Below are 21068 nucleotides of genomic sequence, written 5' to 3' on the forward strand. Positions count from 1 at the left end.
ATAGGTATGTGCCAATTAATTGCGTTCCATACTCTTTATTTTTATTATTTTTCTCTTTTCCAAATAAAGCTCCCTTCCAATAACTTTTCATACTCATCCTTCAGGCGACTCTTCTCTTCATCAAACACATTGGGATATTTTGATGCCACATCGGCTGTTTCACTTTTGTCATTTTTCATGTCATAAAGCACGAAATCAGTGAGTTCAGCTTCTTTTACAAAAGCCTCGTTTCCATCGTACAGGTTATAAATTTTGGACAAGTAAGTTGTGTCGTTTTTCAACATGGCCATAATTTTCCAGTCGCCATCCCGCATGGCTACTACGTGGTCATTAAGAGCATTGTAAAAGCTCCATACCAACGGCTTGGTACGCACAAATTCACCTTGCCCAAAAAGAGGGGTAAACGACTCTCCATCGAGCGTCCGTTGGGGCAAAGCAGCACCCGATACTTCGGCGAAAGTTGGCAAAAAGTCTAGCCCCGAAACCACCGCATCGGATGTTCCCGAAAAAGTCTCTTTTCCCATCCAATACACAATGCCAGGCACTCTAAACCCTGCTTCATTTGTCCAGAGCTTCATCCCTTTCAGCTCGCCCGGCGATCCATACGACCGCTTCGCTCTCGAATACCTGTTCAACGTTTCAGGACCGTTATCGGAACTAAATACAATCAGAGTGTTCTCTCCGTGGTTCTTTTCCAAGTATTCGAGCAAACGTCCAACAGCTTTGTCCATATTCTCCACATTGGCAAAGTATTGGGCTTGGTTCTCCGTTTCTGAACTTGGGAGGTATTTATCTACCAACTCTTTTGGCGAAGCAATTGGCTCGTGCGGCTCGTGAAAACAGACCTGAAGATAAAATGGGTTATCGGAGTCTTTACTTTCTAACCAACTCATAGCCTCGTCCACCACAATCTGGCAACTAAACCCTTCTATTTCACCAACATCTTCTCCATTTCGGATAAAATTCTTTGGGTTCTCATGACTTGGCGCTGCATTATTATGCGTGGCAAACCAATGGTCGAAGCCAAAATGACTTGGCTTGGGCTGGGCTTCGCTGTTGAACCGAGAGTTGCAATGCCATTTCCCAGATAAACAAGTGGAATACCCCACCGTTTTGAGCATTGCCGGAATGGTTTCTTCATGTGCTTGCAAATGCACCAAATCCCTCAAGTCCTCACTCTTCTTAGGTCCGGGAATAAAATCGTACACCCCTGCCCTGTTCGGGCTTCTTCCAGTGAGCAAACCCACACGTGAAGGCGAACATACCGGAGCTGCCGAATAATAGTTGGTTAGCTTGATACCTTTGCCAGCCAAGCCGTCCAAATTTGGGGTTTGGATAGTGGTATGACCATACGATGACAAGTCTCCATATCCCAAATCATCGCAAAGGATCACTACGATATTGGGTTGTTCGCTATTAGACTGTTCGTTTTCCTTTTTGCACGAACTAAAAAGTAGGGCAAAAAGGAAGAAGGAAATAAGTATTTGCAGTTGTTTTTTCATCATTTTCAAAAGAGTTAGAGTTTAGGAGAAGTTAGAGGCTGGAGGCTAGAAGTTAGATGAACTGACATTTGAACTTGGGGACAATTCAAGCGGATGCTTGAAACATGATTTAGGCACGAGCGAGACGCTCGCGCCAGCATTTCTGCCTTTTTCTAGAAATCATTTTTGTCTCTAAGTTAGCGTGTCAATTCAGTTAGAAAATACCCTTTTGAGGTTTTGTTTTTTTCTAACCTCTAATTTCTAGTATCTGACCTCTTAACTATCAATCTTAAAATTTTCCATTACTAAATCATCATCTAGATTCATAAAGAGCTTTATTCCTGATCCCAAAGTCTATAAGGATCTTCGTGTTTCACCATTTGTTCGAGCAAGGCAGCCTCCATCTCTTTGAGCTTTTCCGCATATTTAGGATTGCCCGCCAAGTTGGTCTCCATTTCGCCTTCTTTTCCATGTTCTGGCAAAAATTCGTGAGGGTTTTCCGCAAGGTTAAAAAGTTGAGTTTCCCTAACCGCTCCATCCATCACGTCGTATTTGATCAATTTCCAATCTCCTTTTTTCACCGAGCGCATTCCAGGTTTTGTTCCTCCACAATACACTCCGTACATAATATCACGAACAGTTTTTTCTTTGCCATCCAAAATAGGTTTTACGCTTTTCCCTTCTACGGTTTCAGGAATTTGAATACCTGCCAAGTCGCAGAGCGTAGGTAGGATATCCAACAAATAAACATTTCCTTCTACCCGTGCACCTGCCTTAATACCAGGCCCTTTTACAATAAATGGTACTCTCCATGTGTGTTCGTACAAGTTCTGCTTGCCCGTTAGGCCATGACGCCCAATGGCTATTCCGTGGTCCGAAGTATAGATAATGTACGTATTTTCCAGCTCGCCCATGTCTTCCAGTTTCTTTAGCACTTTTCCTAACTGGATATCGATATTTTCAGAGCAAGCATATTCCCGCCCCAACTCATTCCGAATAGTTTGTTCATCCCTATTTTTCCAAACTCCACGTACCCTTTCCTCATCCCTCAAGTTTGGATGGCCATGGAAAAAAGGATGGGCAGCCAAGTAATTCTCTTGTAACTGAGGTTGCTTAGGGTTTGCCGGAGGTAGGCTTGCTGTATCTTCGTGGTTCACCGCACCGTATTTTTCGAGCAGCTCAGGCGTTCCGTTGCGGACATCGTGAGGATGGGAAAAACCAAAATAAATCATAAAAGGAGCAGCTTCTTTGGTGCTGTCCCTTTCATCCAAATAAGTCAATACTTGCTTCGCATGCCAAGCACTGCCACTCTCTTCTGTACCTCCTCGTTTGGTTTTATCATGCACTACCGTAAATTGCTTGTTCGCACCGGGGTAAGAGTTTCCCTTTTTGCAGGTTCGCATGGTTTTGTACCCTGCCCTGTTAAAAATTGCCCCCATAGTCTGATCGTCGATGGGATGTGGATCGGTTCGCTTTTGGTACTGCGCACTTGGGGGCAAATGCCAGAGGGTACGGCCACTCATGATCATGTGCCTCGAAGGAGTGCAGACAGCTCCGTTCATCGAACCCATGTGGTAGGCACTTTCGAAAACCATCCCACTCTCCACCAATTTATCGATGGTCGGCGTTTCCAAAATCGAATTTGGGTCGTAGGTTTTCAAATCAAAAGGGGACTGGTCATCAACGACAACAAATAAAAAATTGGGACGCTTTTGCTCTTGTTGCTCTTCAACTTTCTCTTTCTTCTCACAGCCCATCAAAAAAGTAGCCGCTACTAGCAATCCCACCAAATACTTAAAATACACTTTCATACTTCTATTATTTTAGTTTGATATTTCTTAATTCGCCTGCCTCAAATTGTTTCTTCTTTTTCCCATAGGAAATGGTCACCGCCACTTCGTTGTGTAGAAAAAATTCACCTTCTTTTTGTTCCAACACCACGTTTCCTTTTTCAGCTGCAACAATTGCATAGCCATTGGCTGTGAATTGCGTTCCATTGCCCATAAATAGCACAAAATCGCCGTTCTTTTCAGTACCAACAAGTGCATAGGCCGCATCCGAAGACTTGTTTTCGTAGCTGGCAAGTGTTCCTCCGTAAGAAGAGAACACAAAGTCTTCTCGCCCAGAGTTATGGCTTACCTTCACCCCCACAAACTCTTTGCTTCCATTTTCATCTTCAAAGCCTTTTATGGATGCAATGCTTTTTCCCTCTTCGGAAGTAAAAGGCTCGTACACCGATACAAATGGATGCTCCCACGCTTCACCATGTTGGCGGGCAGTCAAGGTCAAGTAGGGTGCTTTGCTCACATCATAAGGAAGTCCACCATTTCCACGAAACGCCTTATTTGGTGGTGATTTAATAGAGAAGACTTCCCTTCCTTCAGTTCCTTTCATCCAAAGATTCATGAACACATCTGCTTCGCCTTCGGGCATATCAATTTTCCACTCCGCTTGGTAATCGTCAGAGGTTCGAATCGAATTTTTATCCCACATGTAGTCGAGTGCGTATAGGTGACCACCGGCAAATCCCATTTCTTCGCTTGGGGTCAAAGAAAGTGGATTTCCTTTCGCATCCATCACCTGCATGCTTTGCCCAAGGTTGTGGTAGTAATAATCATGGAATTTATCGCCTTTGTGCTGTTTTTTAGAGCGGAAAATATCAACATAATACCCTGTGGTTTCTCCTGTTTTCACGATGCTTACCGTTCGGTTCTGATCGCTTCGGGTTTCAGGTTCTAAAAAGAATACATCCGAATATGTGATGTTTGAATAGAAACCTTCTTTTTCTTCCGCCTTCGGGTATTCGCCCACGAGGTCGAAAGCATGGTAGCTCAACATCTCGGTATAGGAAGAAGCTCCATCGACCATCACAGTATTATGCGCAGGAAATTGGGAGTAATATTCCAAATAAATAGGCTGAAGATAACTAGCTCCTTTGCCCGGGTCGGCCCCTTGCACAAAGCCTTTTCCGTACAGCTCCATATTAATTCCGTTGGCATGCATGTGATTTCCTAGCGAGCCGTTCAAAGAGATCATCATCCCATCTTTGCCTTGACCCATGCGCTGTACATGCCAGCTCACATTGGGCGCATAAAATGTTTGGGTGATATAATCGCCAATTGTTGCTTTTTCATAGCCAGGGTTTAACTCCAAGGGTTTGCTTGCAAAAAACGAAGAAATATTCCCTCTGACCCTGCGCTGCCTTGCAGGTTGGTCGGCTTCGGAGTTAAACAAACGGTACATGCCCGTGAACTCCTTTTCCATTTCTTTATCTCCGCTTTTTTGGGCAATGCGGATCATATCGCTCATTGCATTGGTAGAAAGCAGTCCGTAGTAAGTATCGCCAAAAGCTACAATCTGCCCATTGGGGAACAAATACTGAGGAAGCATCTTAACAGCCTTTTCCATTACAGAAGTATAGGGCAAAATATTATGATCGAACGTATTTTGGAAGTCGTTGATAAAGTGCGTAAGATCATTGGTTACACCAATCGAATATCCCGGACATTCAGCCCATACACCATTTTCTATGTCGTAGCCGTAATCCATAAACTTAGCAAGCGACCACTGACGAGCCGAGGTTACATTCAAAATGTAATCGATGTAATACTCACGCCCTTTCCCATCTTCATAGTTTTTGTCGTCTTGCAACACCATGGCAGCTTTCAGGATTATTTTGGCCTGATGTAAGTTCCAGTTGTTTTGGGGCACTCCATTTTTGATAATCTGATCGTTCCATTTCTTTATGGTCGCATCGTAGATCCCGATTTTATCTGAGTTGTTTTGTTCGACATATTGATGCAAAAAGTCATACAATTCGGCCGCATCGATTAGGGCATGCTCGTGAATTACCTGAAAACACGTTAGCCCTACCAAGGTTTGGATATGCCCATTGAGCAAGTCGATAGGTTCATTGCGGTAATGCATGCCCATCATATAGGTATCGAAAATATCGAAGGCAAATTTGGCGTATCGCTCATCACCTTCCAGCCAGTAAATAAAGGCGGCATCGCGAGCAAGGGCGATTATCTTTTCATTTATTTTATGAACAATACCACCCGTATTTGCTATTTCAACCCATTCGAATGGTTGCCCTTCCTTGGTTTTATTCGGCAAGTACATACCTCGTTCATCGTCCATATACGGCAAAATATCTTCCAGCTTGGGTTGTGCATAACTTGTAGTATAATCACGCGAACCTGTAAATTTTACTGTAGGGACAGGTGCTTCACCATCGGCATGTGAGTAATAAATGCCATTTACATACACATTGGCAGCTTTAGTTTTCCAATACATCTGCAAGCGAGAGGGCATCCATTCCGATGAATCTACATGCTGCTCTACATACTTGTCGATGCGCTGGTGAATGCCTGCCAATACATCCTGTGCCCATTGTTCATTTTTGACAAGTTCTTCCAAACTAGCTTTCTCCTCTTGCGTGATGTATAAGCGAGGGTAACCTTGTACCAAGTCTGTAGGAAGAGGAATTTTGGCAGCTTCCTGCGCCAAAGCCCAGCTTCCTAGCCAAGTTAAAATTAGGGTAATTGTGAGTTTTTTAATCATGATATTAATTTTTAAATGAGATTACTACTTTATCTAGTGTCGGTTTTGATTTATTTTCGGTGCTGTCATGGATTTTAACTTCAAACTGAAAACCAAAACCTTTTGGTAAACCAGAAAGGTCCAACTGAGCTGGAATTCTCTCTACTTGTTTGGCAAAGCCTTCTACATAGTCATACTGCTCCTTCACCACCTGCCAGTCACTCCATTGGTCAATAGCTCCATCGTTAGTAGTATCCACGCCTACACGCACTTCAACAGTTTCTACCCACGGTCCTGGGCTTGTATAATCGGTGTTCATTTGTGTAAGTAAATAAAACTGACCTTCGGCAAATACAATATCCGGATCGGGATGCCCCTGCCCAATGTTACTGCAAAAGGCAAAGGGCTGGTTGATATCGCTAGAAGTAAACCAAGCTACACTCATGTCTTTTCTGCCATGCCCCCCTGCCGGATCAAAGTCACAAAATAAATAGTACTGACCGCCAATCGAGATTGAAGCCCAATCGCCATAGGCATTTTGCTCTGGTTCGTGAATTTCATACTTAGCAAAAGCACGGGTATCGCCTGCTTTAATTCTGTGCTGGGGTACATCTTCAGTTGCTGTTTTCCCAGGAAACCTATCAGGAGCTTCCTTATGCCAGTGCGGATGAGCATATTCAGCAAATTTTCCTGTCGGATTAGTACGTTCATCCACAGGAGGTTCCACTATTTTAAAATCATTGATCCCGTCGGGGCTAATGGCATGAACAGCCAAGGGAGAATCCCAAGCATGGGTAGACGCATCAATAGGCGTCCAGTCTTCGGTGATGATATGAAACTTGCCATCAAGGTCCCGAATTACGGCACAGTCGGAACCATCGGTTGGATCTTTGAACACCATTCCCATGTTTTTTCCAGGCTTGCCATCCGTAAGGTCATCATCAATATACAGGTGCGGGTCTTGATCGTTCGGAAAGTCATAGTAGAGATAAAGCTTGCCATCTACATATTCGGCGGTAGTTGCCCAACTAGCAAATTTTTCAGATACAGCCCCATGATGTACCCAATTTACCATATCCTTACTTTGCCAAGCGTGGTATCCACCTTTCCCGGGTTTTAAACCTCCGGGTGCATCAAACTGGTTTTCGAAAGGCGTAGTCTTTAGTTTTACATCAAATCCCGCTAGCATGGTATCCTTAGCTTGAAAGGAACCTGCCATCTGGTTTTTACTTTTTCCATACCTTCCAAACATCCAATAATTTCCATCGCCCAACTGCAAAGCTATTGGAGCGTCGCCTAGGTTCGAAGGACCAACATTACTGATCGGATTCCAGTTTAACCAATCAGGCGATTGCGACAAGGTTATAGAAGATATCGATTGCTTTTCAGGAAATGATTTGATTGTACTTTGGAAAGTAGCCTCACCTGCTGTAGGCACTGCATTTCCCTCGGTAATATCCAAATTTGATTTCCCTGCCACATTCGCCTGCCATTCTTGCTGAGAGTCAATTGACCAAACCTCTTCTTGAGGTTTAGAGCCTTTCTCACATCCAGTCATAACAATTAATAATGTTGCCATTAAAGGCAAAAACCACTTCAACAGTTTCATAATGATTATTTTTCTCTACTATTCATATGCTTCTTCCAAATATCAATTTCCGCATCATTTGCTTGGGCAGCTCCAGAAGTACTTCTTCCTTTACCTACCACATTTTCTAATAACCCTACCAGCGAGTCAACTTTTTGGGGATATTGCTCAACAAGGTTGTCCACCTCCCCTATATCTTCATTTAAGTTATACAATTGTATTTCTGGAAACCCTTCTTCCATTGCTTCAACATCTTTAGGTGAAGACCAGCCTCCCGACCCTGGCGCCAGCAATAACTTCCAATTGCCCTGGCGGATTGAAAAACGCCCATTTATAGAATGGTGGACTATTTCTTTGCGTGGGTTATCTACTGGTTTTCCGTAAAGGGCACTCAAAAAGCTCTTGCTGTCCTCTGCATTGTTTTCGGGAATATCAAAAGAAAAATACGCAGCAAAAGTTGCCATCAAATCCGAAAGGCAAACCAAATGGTTTGAGGTTGAATTAGCTTTAATCTGCTTGGGCCAGCGAACAATAAAAGGTACTCTATGCCCACCATCCCACAGGTCAGCTTTCGATCCTCGCAACCAAGCACTTGGATAATGTCCCATCGATTGCAGCTTCTCAATATTTGCCGCCTTGGATGTTCCATTGTCGGCACTAAAAATAACAATAGTATTCTCACTTAATCCATTGCGCTCTAGCGCTTCAAGGACAGCCCCAACAGAACCGTCGGTTTGGGCAACAAAGTCTCCGTACTTGCCCAAGTTTGTTTTACCAACCCACTCTTTAGCGGGCACTATGGGGGTATGGGGCGAATTTTGGGCAAAGTAGATAAAGAAAGGCTTGCCAGCTTTAGCTTCAGCCGCTTTCTGGTCGATCAGCTGAACAACTTCCTTGGTCAGTGTTGGCAACACATCAACCACATCCATCTCTTGAACTATTTCATTGTTTCGAACAATGCTGCTCATTGCTCTTGAATGGTGGAAGCCGAAAAAAGAATCAAATCCCCGAGTAACCGGGCCATCGGGAATCATCGTCCCAATAGGTACTTCTGCCAAGTACTTACCTTTCTTTTTCTTCGGTTTCACATCTTTTAGTTCTTCGGGCACTTCATAGTGATACTCCAAATGCCACTTACCTACCAGCGCCGTGCTATACCCTTGCTTTTGAAACAAATGCCCCAAAGTCATTCTATCAGGAGCTATCAACGGTTCTTCTCCTCCCTGAACAACCCCATTTTGCAATCGGGTGCGCCAATTGTACCTACCGGTCAACATGGCATACCTAGATGGCGTACAAACCGATGAGCTGGTATGTGCATCGGTAAAAACCATGCCCTCAGAAGCCAATTGGTTGAGTTTTGGGGTTGGTATTTTGCTCCGTTCCGGATCAAGTGCTTCAATTTCACCATACCCCATATCATCTGCCAAAATCAGGATTACATTGGGTGCTTCATTTACATTTTTTGGTTTTGGAACACACGACCAACAAAGCCCAATACTGACATAAAATACACACAAAATGTTTCTCAAAAAGCTCAATGACATGATGATATTTTTTTATAATTCAGATTCTTACCCATCCTAACTTATTCCTTTTCAGCTAACTGTGGAACATTCAATGCTTCATTTGCATCAGGCAACCTATTGGTAGTAGTGCTTGCATCACCGTACCACATCATTCCTACCCCATAGCCCATCTCACAGTCTGTCCAGCTCCAGATCTCCATATCCAATTGGAACGAGCTGCCAAAAGGCATTCCATCCAGTGCCCTTGTCCTTGTCTCGGTACTGTAGCCTAAAGTGCTCCGTTCTTTGGAAGTTTTTCTATTCAACTTATTATAAACATTGCACCGTGGCTGGGCGTGAAAGGAATGTTCGTAAAAATCGGTGCTTCTTCCTCCCCAAGAATATCCGTAATAATCTTCTGTACCTGTGCCAAAAATGGATGGAAAATCTTCTCCATCTACCCAGATTTTCTCATCACCTTCGCCCCACCATTTTTCTACCGGGTTCATGACCGTAAGGGCATCGCCCACATATACCCCACGACCTTGTAGAGTTACATAATTCCAGTCGGAAAACGGACGAGTAGATACAGGGTACTGCCCTCGCCACGCCGCATTAAAATACAAGCTTTGTTCGGTCCAGTTATAATCTCCCACTACTGCCCTAAGCTCAACCTCGACCTCTTTTTCACCTAGATTTTCAACAGCAATGCTTCCCATTTTTTGGTAAGGCATCACCCACCTACTGTTCATTATACCATTTTCCAATACTGTATTGTGCCAGCCCTGATAGGGGTTTAGCCCAATCCCTGTCCCAAAAAAGTCGCCAATGGGACACCAAACTGTTTGTTTTCCATCGAAACTCATTTTCAGCACAACCGACCGGGTAACCGAAGCCGAATCATAATTCGCCAACTTTAGCGAAAGCCTCCTTACAGCCGCTACACCCTGAGGAAGCTGGATAGATTTTTCTTCGGATGCCCCTAACTTCGCTTTCATCGTCACTTCTTCACCCATTAACACGTTTTCGGGGTTTAACAATTTTTTGCCCACCTTTTCTGTCAGTTGAGCTGCTGCATTAAAACCGTTAAGCGTAAAGGTTTCAACCGATGTCCCCTCTACATATTCACGATAGGTAAACTGATAAAAGAAAGGGCGACCTGTAGTAGTGATCTTGCAGCGCTTCGCATAGGGAATGGGGAAAAAAGAAACTGCGGAGCGCAAAGATTTATGGGCAAAAGGATAAGGTATCAATCCATCGCCATTCAATAATCCTAGCATGTTACCTTGTAGCGTGGGCTCTTCAGCACCATCGAGATAGATTTTGATCTCTATATCCGCATTAGGCTTGTCTGGTTTTAAAAATGGCATCCACGTCCGTACAATTGCTCCCGGCCCTTCATGATCCATCAAGACCCATTCTTTTTGCCCATTTTCCTCTTCTATTCGAATAAAATTATGGTCTTTCTCATTGGAGTTGAAATCGTGATTGATAAACCAACCAACGGTATCTTCTGGGGTGACCGAAGCGCGGTTATAACTACTTGCCTGCTTCAGCCTAAAATCGGTAGCTGGAAAACGGGTGATTGCATCTCTGTCTACCATTTCAGCCAATAACGACTCTATGGATACCTTTCCTTTTTCCTCCTTACAGGAAAATAAGAAAGTACATAAAAACAAAGCACTAAGTATGATAAAATAATTGTTTTTCATTTTCTTACACGAAAGTTCATTATCGACAATTATGGTAATCCACCATCAGCTTTCACATTTGCCTACCAGAAATCATTGCCCTTCTCTACCTGCATATTTTTGTAGATATCTATGTACTGCTGATCCAATTCTGGCGAATCTTTGTACTGTTCCCTTAGTGCTGTGAGCTTTACCTTAAGGCTATCTACTACCTCGGCATACTTAGGATTGGAGTAAACGTTGTTCATTTCCATTGGGTCGTTTAAGCGATCATACAGCTCCCACTCGTCCACATCGTAATAAAAATGCGCCAGCTTAAATTCCTTGGTAACAATGCCATAATGCCTTTTTACCATGTGTACGCTGGGATATTCGTAATAGTGGTAGTAAACTGCATCTCGGTTCCATTTCTCTTTTTCCCCAACCAAAAGTGGTATGAGACTTTCGCCTTGCATATCGTCTGGTGCTTGGATATCCGCCGCTCCCAGTAAAGTTTGTGCAAAATCAAGGTTTTGAACCATCTCATTTTCTACTGAGCCAGCCTTCACTTTTTCTGGCCAACGGATAAGAAGTGGTGTCTTAAATGATTCGTCGTAAATAAATCGCTTATCGAACCAACCATGTTCGCCCAAATAAAAACCTTGGTCAGATGTATATACCACAATCGTATTTTCAGCCAAACCACTTTCATCTAGGTATTCCAGCACTCGTCCCACATTATCATCTACTGAAGAGATACACGCCAAATAGTCTTGCATATAGCGTTGGTATTTCCACTGCATTTTCTCCTCCTCGGTCATCTGTGGCCAGTTTTCTTCAAAAGCTTTATTGATCGAATCCAACACTACGTCATACTCCGCTTTTTGGGCAGCATTTGCTCTCCCATATGGTCCATAAAATCCATTATCAAACTCTTCGACCACAGGTTTTACTTTGTCGCCCATTCGCTCTAATGTTTCTGGACGAATTTTGCTATCGTGGCTGTACATCATATGGGTAAGTAGGTTCATCTCTGCTGTATTGGCAGCCTCTCCACGGTTTTTGTAATCGTCAAAAAGCGTTTCTGGTAATGGAAATTCCTTTTTGGTAAACTCCTTGAATTTGTCAGGTTGAGGCCACCAAGGGCGGTGCGGAGCTTTGTGCAGGTACATCATCATAAACGGCTTTTCGTCGTCCCTTTTTTTAAGCCAATCAAGCGTCAAATCTGTAATGATGTCAGTTACATACCCCATTATTGTGGTATCTCCTCTGGGGGTATTGAAATCGGGGTTTAGATAAAAACCTTGATCTGGCAAAATCATAAATTCATCTACACCCTTTGGGTTATTTCCGAAATGCAACTTTCCAAACATGGCTGTCTGATAGCCATTTTGCTGGAAAATCTGTGGGAAAGTAACCTGCGTGGTATCAAACGGCATCAAGTTGTCAATTTTCCCATTGATGTGGGTATGCTTTCCCGTGAGGATTGTTGCCCTAGATGGGGCACAGATGGAGTTGCTCACACAGGCATTGGTAAATAGCATGCCTTCATCCGCCAACCGATCTATATTTGGTGTTTGGATCAGCTTGTTATCATATGCACTGATAGCCTGATAAGCATGGTCATCCGACATAATGAATAGGATGTTAGGCCTACTATCCTTCACTGGAATTTCATTCTTCTGAGCGCAAGAAATCAGTGCAAAACTGATCAAGCAACAATAAAAGTATGTTTTCATCATTTTCTTATATTTCATTTCTAGTTTACTTGGTTAATATACATGGCAAAACCCCGGAATTAAATCCTAGGCAAAGCGCACTGCAATTCCGTAATCGTTCTTCAAAGCCCAATCTGAATAGCGTTGGCTTCCCATCCATTCTATCATGAAGGCCAGCCTTCATTTCGAATAATTTTCCCAACAGCCTTCATCGATGCCACATCCTGTTTGTCTATAGATCCATCGGGCAAAGGTCCCGTGTTCAACAACAGGTTTCCTCTGTATTTTTTTGCATATCGCAAATTCTCGATAATGGAATCAGCCCCCCGATGTTTTCCGTCATTCTTTTTGGTATATCCCCATCCTGCTATGTGGGTACATATTTCGACAGGCTTACCTGAATCGAGCATCTCTTTTGTTTTCTCTTGGTTATTAGCCAACCAATGATATTCTGGAGAAAGGTAATCTTCCGTTCCTAGGTATCCCCATTTAGCAGAAATCAAACATTGGGGCTGGAGCTTTCTTATCAATTGATAGGTTTCTTCAATTCTAAATTTTTCGGTTGGACCATTTACGGGTACGCCATGCCCATCGAACCAAATGCTTGCAATAGAACCATAATTTGTAAGGAGCTCGGTCAGCTGATCATGCATGTATTCAATATAAAGATTCAGGTCATGTTCATCACCATACTTATAATATGGCTCTTCCGTCTCGTATAATGGACGCGCCAACCCTCCCCAATTATCATTGTTTGCCGCATGTGGATGTCTCCAGTCTCTTCCGTGTGAATAATACAGGCACAAGCCCAAACCTCTTTTATCACAAGCATTGGCCAATTCCTCCACTAAGTCACGCTTTGCAGGTGACTGTACACTGTTGAAATCGGTAGTTTTCGTATTGAATAAACAAAAACTGTCATGATGACGAGTAGTTATGTTGATATACTTCATCTCTGACTCTACTGCTAAATCTGCAATAGTTTCAGCATCAAACTTCTCTGCCGTAAATTTGTCTTTTAGTTTTTCATATTCTTTCACATGGATCTTTTCACGATATTGTACCCATTCGCCCCTGCCTAACAGGCTATATACTCCGTAATGCAAGAACAGACCGTATTTTGCATCAACAAACCATTTGGTTGCCGCATCCAATGGGCTTTCCGTATATAACTTTGCATAGTTCCCCAAATAGGATGGCACGTTTGGTTTACTACATGAGTAAAATATAGATGGCGTCATAGCTGTGCCAACTCCCATTCCTGTTAACTGAATAAACTTTCTTCGTTTCATGTTACTGTTTTTAATAGACTATTTAATTACCTTATATTTAGTATATCATTTCTTCACTACCTCTCCCTTGCTTTCCACTTTAGGATTTTCTATTCCGGGCAACAGCAAAACTTTCGCATCGGTTTGGTTATCTAGCCGGATATCGGTTGCATGTATTTTTACATTCTTCCGGAAGCTTCCATAGCCCTCTTTGGTTGAAAGCTTTATTGCCATTTCTTTGGGAATGAAATCGGGGTTGGAAGTGGTGATAATCACCTCATGACCAGTACCATTTATTTTTGCCAACATACTATTTGCTATACCTCCCCTGCTATCCAAAATCTCCATTTCCACATAGGCATTTTTAGCATTGACGTAGGGAATACAAAACGCCTCGGCATACTTTGCATCGGAGCTGCAATTGATCAAAGTATCGGCATTGCCCACATTAAACCCAGTTGCCACACAGCTTCGAACCTGACAATTGACCACCTTGTCGCCCGATGTGCTTAGCCCGGTGCAAATACCTCGGCGCATCTGAAAAACAGTACAGTTTTTAACAGTGGTATTTTTGGTCGGATGCCCCTGATATTCTGGATACATCCGAATACCGTCTTCGCTTAGGGAAATGATCTCTCCAGGAACGATTTTACCATCAGCAGGAAGGATAGTCCCTTCAACATACCCACCCTTGTGGGCATAAAAACCCTTATCAAAACAATAGCCAGATGTTTCAGCCAAAATTTGATCGGTAGTGCGAAGCAGTCCATCCACATGGCAATCTTCAATGAGGGTATTCTCTGCACCTTGAATGAAAATGGCATGTCCCATCGCACGCATATGTACTTTGCAACCAACCAACTTCACACCCTTTGCCGGATAGCCCACACGAATCCCGTTCATTTTCCGCACATCGCCACCTCCCAAACCATATAGGCTGCCATAACCCCAAGGACTTGAGCCAGCGGTTCTGATCTCCACATCCTTCAGCGTAATATCTGAACCCACTAGGTTGAACATCTTGTTTTTGCTTTGCCTGCCTGGCTTATCTCCATAGGTTTCCATGTACAAACCTTCCAGCACTACCTTATTCCCAGAGATTTCAATGGCACAATACATCGAGTTTCCATCCTCACTTTTTGCTAAGTCTGTTCGGCTAAACAATTTTGTATCTACCATAAATCGCACACCACTAAGGTCATAATGCGAGTTATCACCTGTTATCTGAATAAAGCGTATGCTCGTTGCCTCGTCAATTTGGTACGCCCCTTTTTCCAGCCTGACTTTCACATTGTCTTTGCTGGCATACTCTCGCAATTCGGAAAGGCTATGTATCAACGTGAAGCCATCAGCGACCACTTCAACTTTTTGCGCCTGAGCTTGGGAAGTAATTCCAAAAAGCAGCAACGCTATTGCCATCAGAAGGCTGAAGCCTTGCCTAATAAATTTGATTTTTGCAGGTATTGATTTACAATTCATTTTCATTCTATTTAATTTGTTTGATATGCATGACAAACCCATTATTTGCCTTCACATCCAATATTTCCTTCGTTTTTGAGTCTACTGCCTTCTCTTTTATTTCCACCTTCGTACGAGTATTTATAGCTTCGTTATCAGTATAAAATTTAGCACTGTAGCTTGCCCCTTCTTCTAAAAAAGAAAAGTCAACTTCCACATTCTTGGCAGTTAGCCCATTTATTCCACCTACAAACCAATCACTTCCCTTTCGGCGGGCAATCACTCCTATTTCACCAATTTCAGCCGTAAGCACCCTTGTTTCATCCCAAGTGGTGGGCACATTATTGAAAAACTCAAGCTCAGGTTCGTTGCCAATAGTTCTGGTATCTCCCCACAGCGCATCCGTTTTTACAGGTGCAGCCGGAGCTCTATCGTACCAATACAAAAACTGAAGTGGACTGAAGATGCAAACTGCCTTTGCCAACTGCGATGCATGCGAACCCATTTTTTCCACCCGCTTGTTGTAATAGCAAATGGTGTTGTCCGATGCTCCGGCGAGCGAGCGGGTAAACATGGTGATTAAAGTATGTTGGTTTGGAACCGTTTCTTCATCGCCTCTTATCCCTTCTTGGGTAAGAAAATTTGGATAGGTTCGGGAAAAGCCAGTTGGCCGATATTCATCATGAACATCCACTACCATCTGATAATCAGCAGCTTTTTTTATTGCTTCATGCATCCAAGCCGTAGCATCTTGGTCGCCCACTCTTACAAAGCCATATTTGATACCGGCTATCCCCCACTCCTTAAACAAGGGCAATAGTTCATCCAGTTGCTTTTCTAAAGACCGTCGGTTCACATACAGCATTACGCCAACGCCTTTCTCTTTGGCATAAGCGGTAATTGCTTCCAAGTCAAATGGTCCTTTGGAGCGTTTTGGGTCGAGCGTAATGGTAGTCGCATCCGAACGGTTATCCATTTCGTTGCCATACCAACCCGCATCAAAATGCACATACTGCATGTTATGGCTTGCCACAAAGTCGATTGCGGCTAAGCCTCCTTCCGTTGTCAATGTTCCTTCCCGCAACACCTTTCCTGACTTTATCCATGACACATCTGCAATTGCACAAGCATCGTTCAGGTTCTGGATGAGGTAGTTGTTTTCTAATAATTTGCCATGGTTTTCTGCCATCATCACCACCCTCCAAGGTGATTGGAACGGAAGTGTTTTAACCACTTTAGGCTGCTGGCTTCTTTGCCCGGCCAATGCACCGGTAATGGTATCTTGTTTCACTGCTTCCAACTTCCCGTCAAGGCTAGATGTGATCCCAAGCTCAACATCTTGGCTTGCATTGAAACTTAGACGGGCATAATCTACCAACTTTGCTTCAGCCAAAGCTATTTTCAAATCCTCAGCAACTTCTACTACCAATGGGCGCTCGCAACCTTCTTCCAAGCTGGCCAAAGGAATCTTCCGATATTCCCCTTGTGCAGTCAGAACCTTCGGAGCTCGTTTGGGGGTTGACCAAACAGCATGGTTTTCGGCAAACTGATACGTGATTTCTTCATCGTTAAGGCTGATTTCCCCCAAGTCATTTTGCTCGGGAATTTCGTAAGAAAAGGCAACTCCTTCGTTGTAAGCTCGGCAAATAAGGGTCAATTTCGCTGAAGCATTTTCAAGATAAATCGTAAGCTGATTGTAGTTGTCGGGAATCGTTCCTCGCTCACCAAACCTGGTCGTCCACTCATTTTCTATCGAAGATTCTTCTACTTTTTTTACTGAAAAAGGAGTGCTAAAATCTAGATCATTTGAGCTGAGTTCGAGCAAAGAAGGCAACAAAACATCCTTTCCTTTATATTGAACCGAAAATGGAATTCCGCTTTTATCAGCCTCAGCCAATTTTGGAAAAACGGTAAAGACCTTAGACCCGTCGGGCGATTTGACCACAATCTCCTCTTGCTTGTTACAGGCAAGAAAAATTACTGATATTGCCAGTAATAAAAATAGTTTTTTTACAAACATGTCTTTGCTATTTATTTTTATTTTATATCATCAAAACCTCTAATCCATTTATTCCGAAATAACCACTGCTTTCTTGTAAGCCTTTTCAAAGCGGAACTCCACCTGATTTGGGTTCATCCTGCTCACATTTCCTTTTCGCTCTATGTAGTTTCCGCTGTCATCATACAAGCGGACCACGGCAGGTTTGAAGTCAGGTGCAATGGGTACTTTTACCACTACTGGCTCATCGTTTTGTACCCAAAAACCGTCCTCTTTCTTTTCTACAGAAACTGTTGCCGGCGTATTGACTGCCAAAATTTCCCAATCATCTTTTTTCAATTGGTACACTCCAGCTGCAAACAAAAAGACCGGCGTAATTTCTTCACCTTGTGTCCTTATGATCGACAGCAACCCTTTTTGGTAAAACCCTTCTTCGGAAACCACATCGCTTTCCGAAGTGGAAGCAACTATGTAATCAGCAACCAGTTCGTCAGCATGTGTCACTTTTATCTTTTGGCAGGCAGGGTTCTTTGAATCGGCGGTAAACACTACATTCTTTATCGGATTGTTCCCATTTTCCATGTGAGGGTTGAAAACGAGCGCATATGGGTTGACCCAAGCTTCTTTGTTCCTTCTCAAGATCAACGTAGGCATCTTCGCATCAAGCAGCGACTCGGGAGCCGTTCCTTTCGATAAGGCATTGCTTTTTGGACCTTTGGCAAAAAACACCTGTTGGTTTTCATCTCCCTTTATCCAAATTTTCATAAGGTTATCCGCTGCGTCCGCTTCTTCAATTCGGAACACGGCTTTTACATCCTCGCTAATATCAATCGCCTTCTTTTCCGTCAAATAATCGTATGCTTTTAGTTGCCCATTTTCTGAAGTCAGCTCCTCAGTCTCTTTCAATGCCAGTTCCTTATCCGCCCGGTCGAAAAGCTGGAAGGTATGTCCAAGATTGTGATAAAAATAGTCGTGCTTTTGGGCTGCCCTATTCGTTTTTGACCTAAACAAATCCAACACATATCCATCGCCCGATGGGGTGTTGATCAGAGCTGTCAATCTTTGCTGATCTGCATTGGTTTCTGGCTCCACAAAGGAAACTTTGGCAAATGAAACATGCTTAAAAAGTGGACTTAGCTCACCTGATTTTGGAAAATGATTGTCCAAACTAAAAGGATGAAAACTCCGCATATTTGAATACGTCGATTTCCCATCTACCACCACCGTATTGTGCGCCGGCATTTTGGAATAATACTCTCTAAAATCTGAGCTCCAGTAGCTTCGTCCCTTGCCCATATCGGGCGCATGAACATACTTATTGGCAAACAATTCCATGGAAACTCCATTGGCATGTGCGTGGTTGCCATACGAGCCCACCGTAGAAACCATCATCGCTTTATCCCCTGTTCCCATTCGCTGGACAAACATACTTACATTGGGTGCATAAAAAGTGGGGCTCATTAGACCTGAAGTCTCTACTTGCTGATCGGGCGCAACCGAACTCAGTTCATCTACATAAAAATTGAGCTGAAAAAGACTTTTTGCCCTCCGTTTGTACAAGCCATTTTCTACATAAGGCTGGAGCAAAGAGGTAATGAGCTGTTCTTTTTCCTTGTCCCCGTATTTTTGATAATTGGCTATGAGCAATTCAAAATTTTCGAAAGGAATAGTCCCATGCCCCGAATCGCCAAACCCTACATTATATCCACTTGGAAATAAGTATTGGAAACATGCCAAAGCAGCTTTTTCTATGATGGGAAAATTTGCCAATTCGTTGGCGTTGCTCACATTATCCAACAAAGCCAAAATCTCTAGCAAAGTGGTATTCACATGCATGGAATAAGAGGGAGACTCGGGCCAAATACCCGTTTCCTGATCATAAACCAGCAATGCATCTTTTATGGCGATTTGCCGAGGGGTAGAAGCCTCAAATGTGTGCTTCAAATAATACTGCTGCCCTTTTCCGTTTGCATAGCTTTCATCCTCTTCAAGGGCAAGAGCTATATAGGTTAAGAATCTTGCCTGAAAGAGGTTCCAGTTGTTGTCGGGAATACCAAATTTGATGATCTGGTCGCCCCATTTCTGGAAAACGGCTGCCGTATTGCTCAAATCAGCCTTATTTTCCACAAAATAATTGTACAAATAATCGTAAGACACAGCCAAATGCTGGACAGCTTTTTCATGAATCACTTCGAAAGTTGCCAAGCCCGAAATAAACCTTTGGTTAGACTCGTCCAGTACCTCTGGCGGATTGCGGTAATGCATCCCGTCGATGTAAGTGAAAAATACTGGTGCAGCGAGCTTTGCATACTTTTTATCGCCTGTAAGCCAATATAGGAAAGCAGCATCTTCCACTATAGATAAAATCCGTCGGTTGATGCCTTCTATTGCATGCCCCATTTCGGAAGGGTGAACCCATTGCTTTTTACCCGTTTCTTTGTGCTCTAAAAAGTACCCTCGCTCATCGTCAAAATAAGGTTCTATCTCTTCCAATGGACGAGATTTGTAATCTGTAGCCCAGTCTCTTGTACCCGAATAGCGAACCGTCGGGACGGGTGCTTCCCCATCGGAATGGGAAAAATCGCCTCCTTTTAGGTACACGTTCGAATGCTTTGTTTTCCAGTTCATTTGTAAGCGGGACACCAGCCATTTGGGATCTTTTTTGCACAGCTTTATGTACTTCGCTACATTTTCTTTCTTGCGCTCTACAAACTCTTTTTTCCAAGGCACTTCCTCAAGAGAAGTTAGAAATGCGGCTTTGGAAGCATCATTATTTAATATGCGAGGATGTTGGCTTTTTAAGCCGTTTTGCGCAGAAAGCAGCAAAGAACAGCCGATAAAAATCGAAGTCAGTAGGGTTTTGTGAATGTTTTTTTTCATTGATATATTTTGCTTAGTTTGTTCATTGTTGATTTCCCTGTGTTATTTGCCGTTTAAAGTATATTCAATGGGTTGGATAGTTCCGTCTTCGTTAAATTTCATTTTTTCATAACAAGCTGATCGCTTGAAAAAAGAACCGTTGTTCACATCGCCTCGCTGATAAAAGAAGTACCATTCATCCTTAAACTCAATTGCCGACATGTGTACCGGGGCTTCCCGCTGCTCCTTGGTGATATACCCCTTAAATTCGGCGTATTCAGTTGGAAGTGGGGATTCCGCCATAAAATAGCCCGTTCTCCATCCTTTCCTCGCCATGAAATAGTAAATACCATTGCGTTTGAACACATACACAGCTTCGCTCACTTCTTCTTCGCTTAGCCTCATCCAAGGTCCATCTAGCTCAATCATATTATCCTTGAGCTTAGCGCCCAATACATGCCGCCCCTTGTCTCCAATATTCATCTTGTTGTCGCTTCCAAAAATATACGCCTGCCCGTCGTCATCCACAATCACCGTGGGATCAAAAATGGTGGTAATCTTGTCGGTGACCGCTTCTTCCCAAGGTCCAACTGGGGTTCGGCTCTTGGCTACTCCAATGTGGGTTTTGTCGTAGGGAAAATAGAAATAGTACCAACCATCTTTATAGGCGACATCAGGGGCGTTCATTTGCCCTTGTGCCCAAGAATATTCGCGGGGTTTTAATATCACACCATGGTTTGTCCAATTCACCATGTCTTCGGTTTCTAGCACCAAATAGTCTTGCATGGTGCTGTAGCTCACGGCAGTATCTTGATCGTGCGAACAGTAAACGTACACTTTCCCGTTGTACACCTCAGCCGTAGGATCAGCTGCATATAAAAAATTTGGTTCGCCTAACTTTAAAATCGGGTTTTGGGAAAACGCCGGCCAACCAGCTAAAAAAGCACAAATTATTAATAGTATTTTTTTCATTT

Annotated in this window: 12 protein-coding genes; all 12 read right to left on the bottom strand. The window is 43.2% G+C overall.

The window, feature by feature from the left end; translation table 11 throughout:
• Positions 1–44 precede the first annotated feature (44 nt).
• The 12 genes from R9C00_19370 to R9C00_19425 all read right to left on the bottom strand — a co-directional run bounded on the left by R9C00_19370 (position 45) and on the right by R9C00_19425 (position 21066).
• Positions 45–1505 (bottom strand): sulfatase-like hydrolase/transferase, encoded by a 1461-nt coding sequence (locus R9C00_19370; protein ID WPO33862.1) that lies wholly within the window; start codon positions 1503–1505, stop codon positions 45–47.
• A 311-nt stretch (positions 1506–1816) separates the two neighbouring features.
• Positions 1817–3292 carry a sulfatase-like hydrolase/transferase gene (locus R9C00_19375; GenBank protein ID WPO33863.1) on the bottom strand — a complete coding sequence of 492 codons (1476 nt, stop codon included), beginning with the start codon at positions 3290–3292 and terminating at the stop codon, positions 1817–1819.
• 7 nt (positions 3293–3299) lie between these two features.
• Complete coding sequence (locus R9C00_19380; GenBank protein ID WPO33864.1) at positions 3300–6044, bottom strand: hypothetical protein; 2745 nt, start codon at positions 6042–6044, stop codon at positions 3300–3302.
• A gap of 4 nt (positions 6045–6048) precedes the next feature.
• Positions 6049–7632 (bottom strand): hypothetical protein, encoded by a 1584-nt coding sequence (locus tag R9C00_19385; GenBank protein WPO33865.1) that lies wholly within the window; start codon positions 7630–7632, stop codon positions 6049–6051.
• Between the two features lie 5 nt (positions 7633–7637).
• Complete coding sequence (locus R9C00_19390) at positions 7638–9158, bottom strand: arylsulfatase (GenBank protein ID WPO33866.1); 1521 nt, start codon at positions 9156–9158, stop codon at positions 7638–7640.
• 41 nt (positions 9159–9199) lie between these two features.
• On the bottom strand, positions 9200–10831 hold the full coding sequence (locus R9C00_19395) for a glycoside hydrolase family 172 protein (GenBank protein WPO33867.1): 1632 nt from the start codon (positions 10829–10831) through the stop codon (positions 9200–9202).
• Positions 10832–10893: 62 nt separating this feature from the next.
• Positions 10894–12546 carry a sulfatase gene (locus R9C00_19400; GenBank protein ID WPO33868.1) on the bottom strand — a complete coding sequence of 551 codons (1653 nt, stop codon included), beginning with the start codon at positions 12544–12546 and terminating at the stop codon, positions 10894–10896.
• A 125-nt stretch (positions 12547–12671) separates the two neighbouring features.
• Entirely contained in the window at positions 12672–13799 is a 1128-nt protein-coding gene (locus tag R9C00_19405) for an alpha-L-fucosidase (GenBank protein WPO33869.1), read from the bottom strand.
• Positions 13800–13844: 45 nt separating this feature from the next.
• Positions 13845–15263 carry a right-handed parallel beta-helix repeat-containing protein gene (locus tag R9C00_19410; GenBank protein ID WPO33870.1) on the bottom strand — a complete coding sequence of 473 codons (1419 nt, stop codon included), beginning with the start codon at positions 15261–15263 and terminating at the stop codon, positions 13845–13847.
• A gap of 1 nt (position 15264) precedes the next feature.
• Complete coding sequence (locus R9C00_19415; GenBank protein ID WPO33871.1) at positions 15265–17256, bottom strand: glycoside hydrolase family 97 N-terminal domain-containing protein; 1992 nt, start codon at positions 17254–17256, stop codon at positions 15265–15267.
• Between the two features lie 48 nt (positions 17257–17304).
• Positions 17305–20115, bottom strand: coding sequence for a heparinase II/III family protein (locus tag R9C00_19420; GenBank protein ID WPO33872.1), 2811 nt, complete (start codon positions 20113–20115; stop codon positions 17305–17307).
• A gap of 42 nt (positions 20116–20157) precedes the next feature.
• Positions 20158–21066 (bottom strand): family 43 glycosylhydrolase, encoded by a 909-nt coding sequence (locus R9C00_19425; protein WPO33873.1) that lies wholly within the window; start codon positions 21064–21066, stop codon positions 20158–20160.
• Positions 21067–21068: the final 2 nt, after the last annotated feature.

Source organism: Flammeovirgaceae bacterium SG7u.111 (genome assembly GCA_034044135.1).
Classification (GTDB): domain Bacteria; phylum Bacteroidota; class Bacteroidia; order Cytophagales; family Flammeovirgaceae.

Excerpts from the sequence above, each read along its gene's own strand:
- R9C00_19370 (WPO33862.1), bottom strand. The coding sequence starts at position 1,505 with ATGATGAAAAAACAACTGCAAATACTTATTTCCTTCTTCCTTTTTGCC.
- R9C00_19375 (WPO33863.1), bottom strand. The coding sequence starts at position 3,292 with ATGAAAGTGTATTTTAAGTATTTGGTGGGATTGCTAGTAGCGGCTACT.
- R9C00_19380 (WPO33864.1), bottom strand. The coding sequence starts at position 6,044 with ATGATTAAAAAACTCACAATTACCCTAATTTTAACTTGGCTAGGAAGC.
- R9C00_19385 (WPO33865.1), bottom strand. The coding sequence starts at position 7,632 with ATGAAACTGTTGAAGTGGTTTTTGCCTTTAATGGCAACATTATTAATT.
- R9C00_19390 (WPO33866.1), bottom strand. The coding sequence starts at position 9,158 with ATGTCATTGAGCTTTTTGAGAAACATTTTGTGTGTATTTTATGTCAGT.
- R9C00_19395 (WPO33867.1), bottom strand. The coding sequence starts at position 10,831 with ATGAAAAACAATTATTTTATCATACTTAGTGCTTTGTTTTTATGTACT.
- R9C00_19400 (WPO33868.1), bottom strand. The coding sequence starts at position 12,546 with ATGAAATATAAGAAAATGATGAAAACATACTTTTATTGTTGCTTGATC.
- R9C00_19405 (WPO33869.1), bottom strand. The coding sequence starts at position 13,799 with ATGAAACGAAGAAAGTTTATTCAGTTAACAGGAATGGGAGTTGGCACA.
- R9C00_19410 (WPO33870.1), bottom strand. The coding sequence starts at position 15,263 with ATGAAAATGAATTGTAAATCAATACCTGCAAAAATCAAATTTATTAGG.
- R9C00_19415 (WPO33871.1), bottom strand. The coding sequence starts at position 17,256 with ATGTTTGTAAAAAAACTATTTTTATTACTGGCAATATCAGTAATTTTT.
- R9C00_19420 (WPO33872.1), bottom strand. The coding sequence starts at position 20,115 with ATGAAAAAAAACATTCACAAAACCCTACTGACTTCGATTTTTATCGGC.
- R9C00_19425 (WPO33873.1), bottom strand. The coding sequence starts at position 21,066 with ATGAAAAAAATACTATTAATAATTTGTGCTTTTTTAGCTGGTTGGCCG.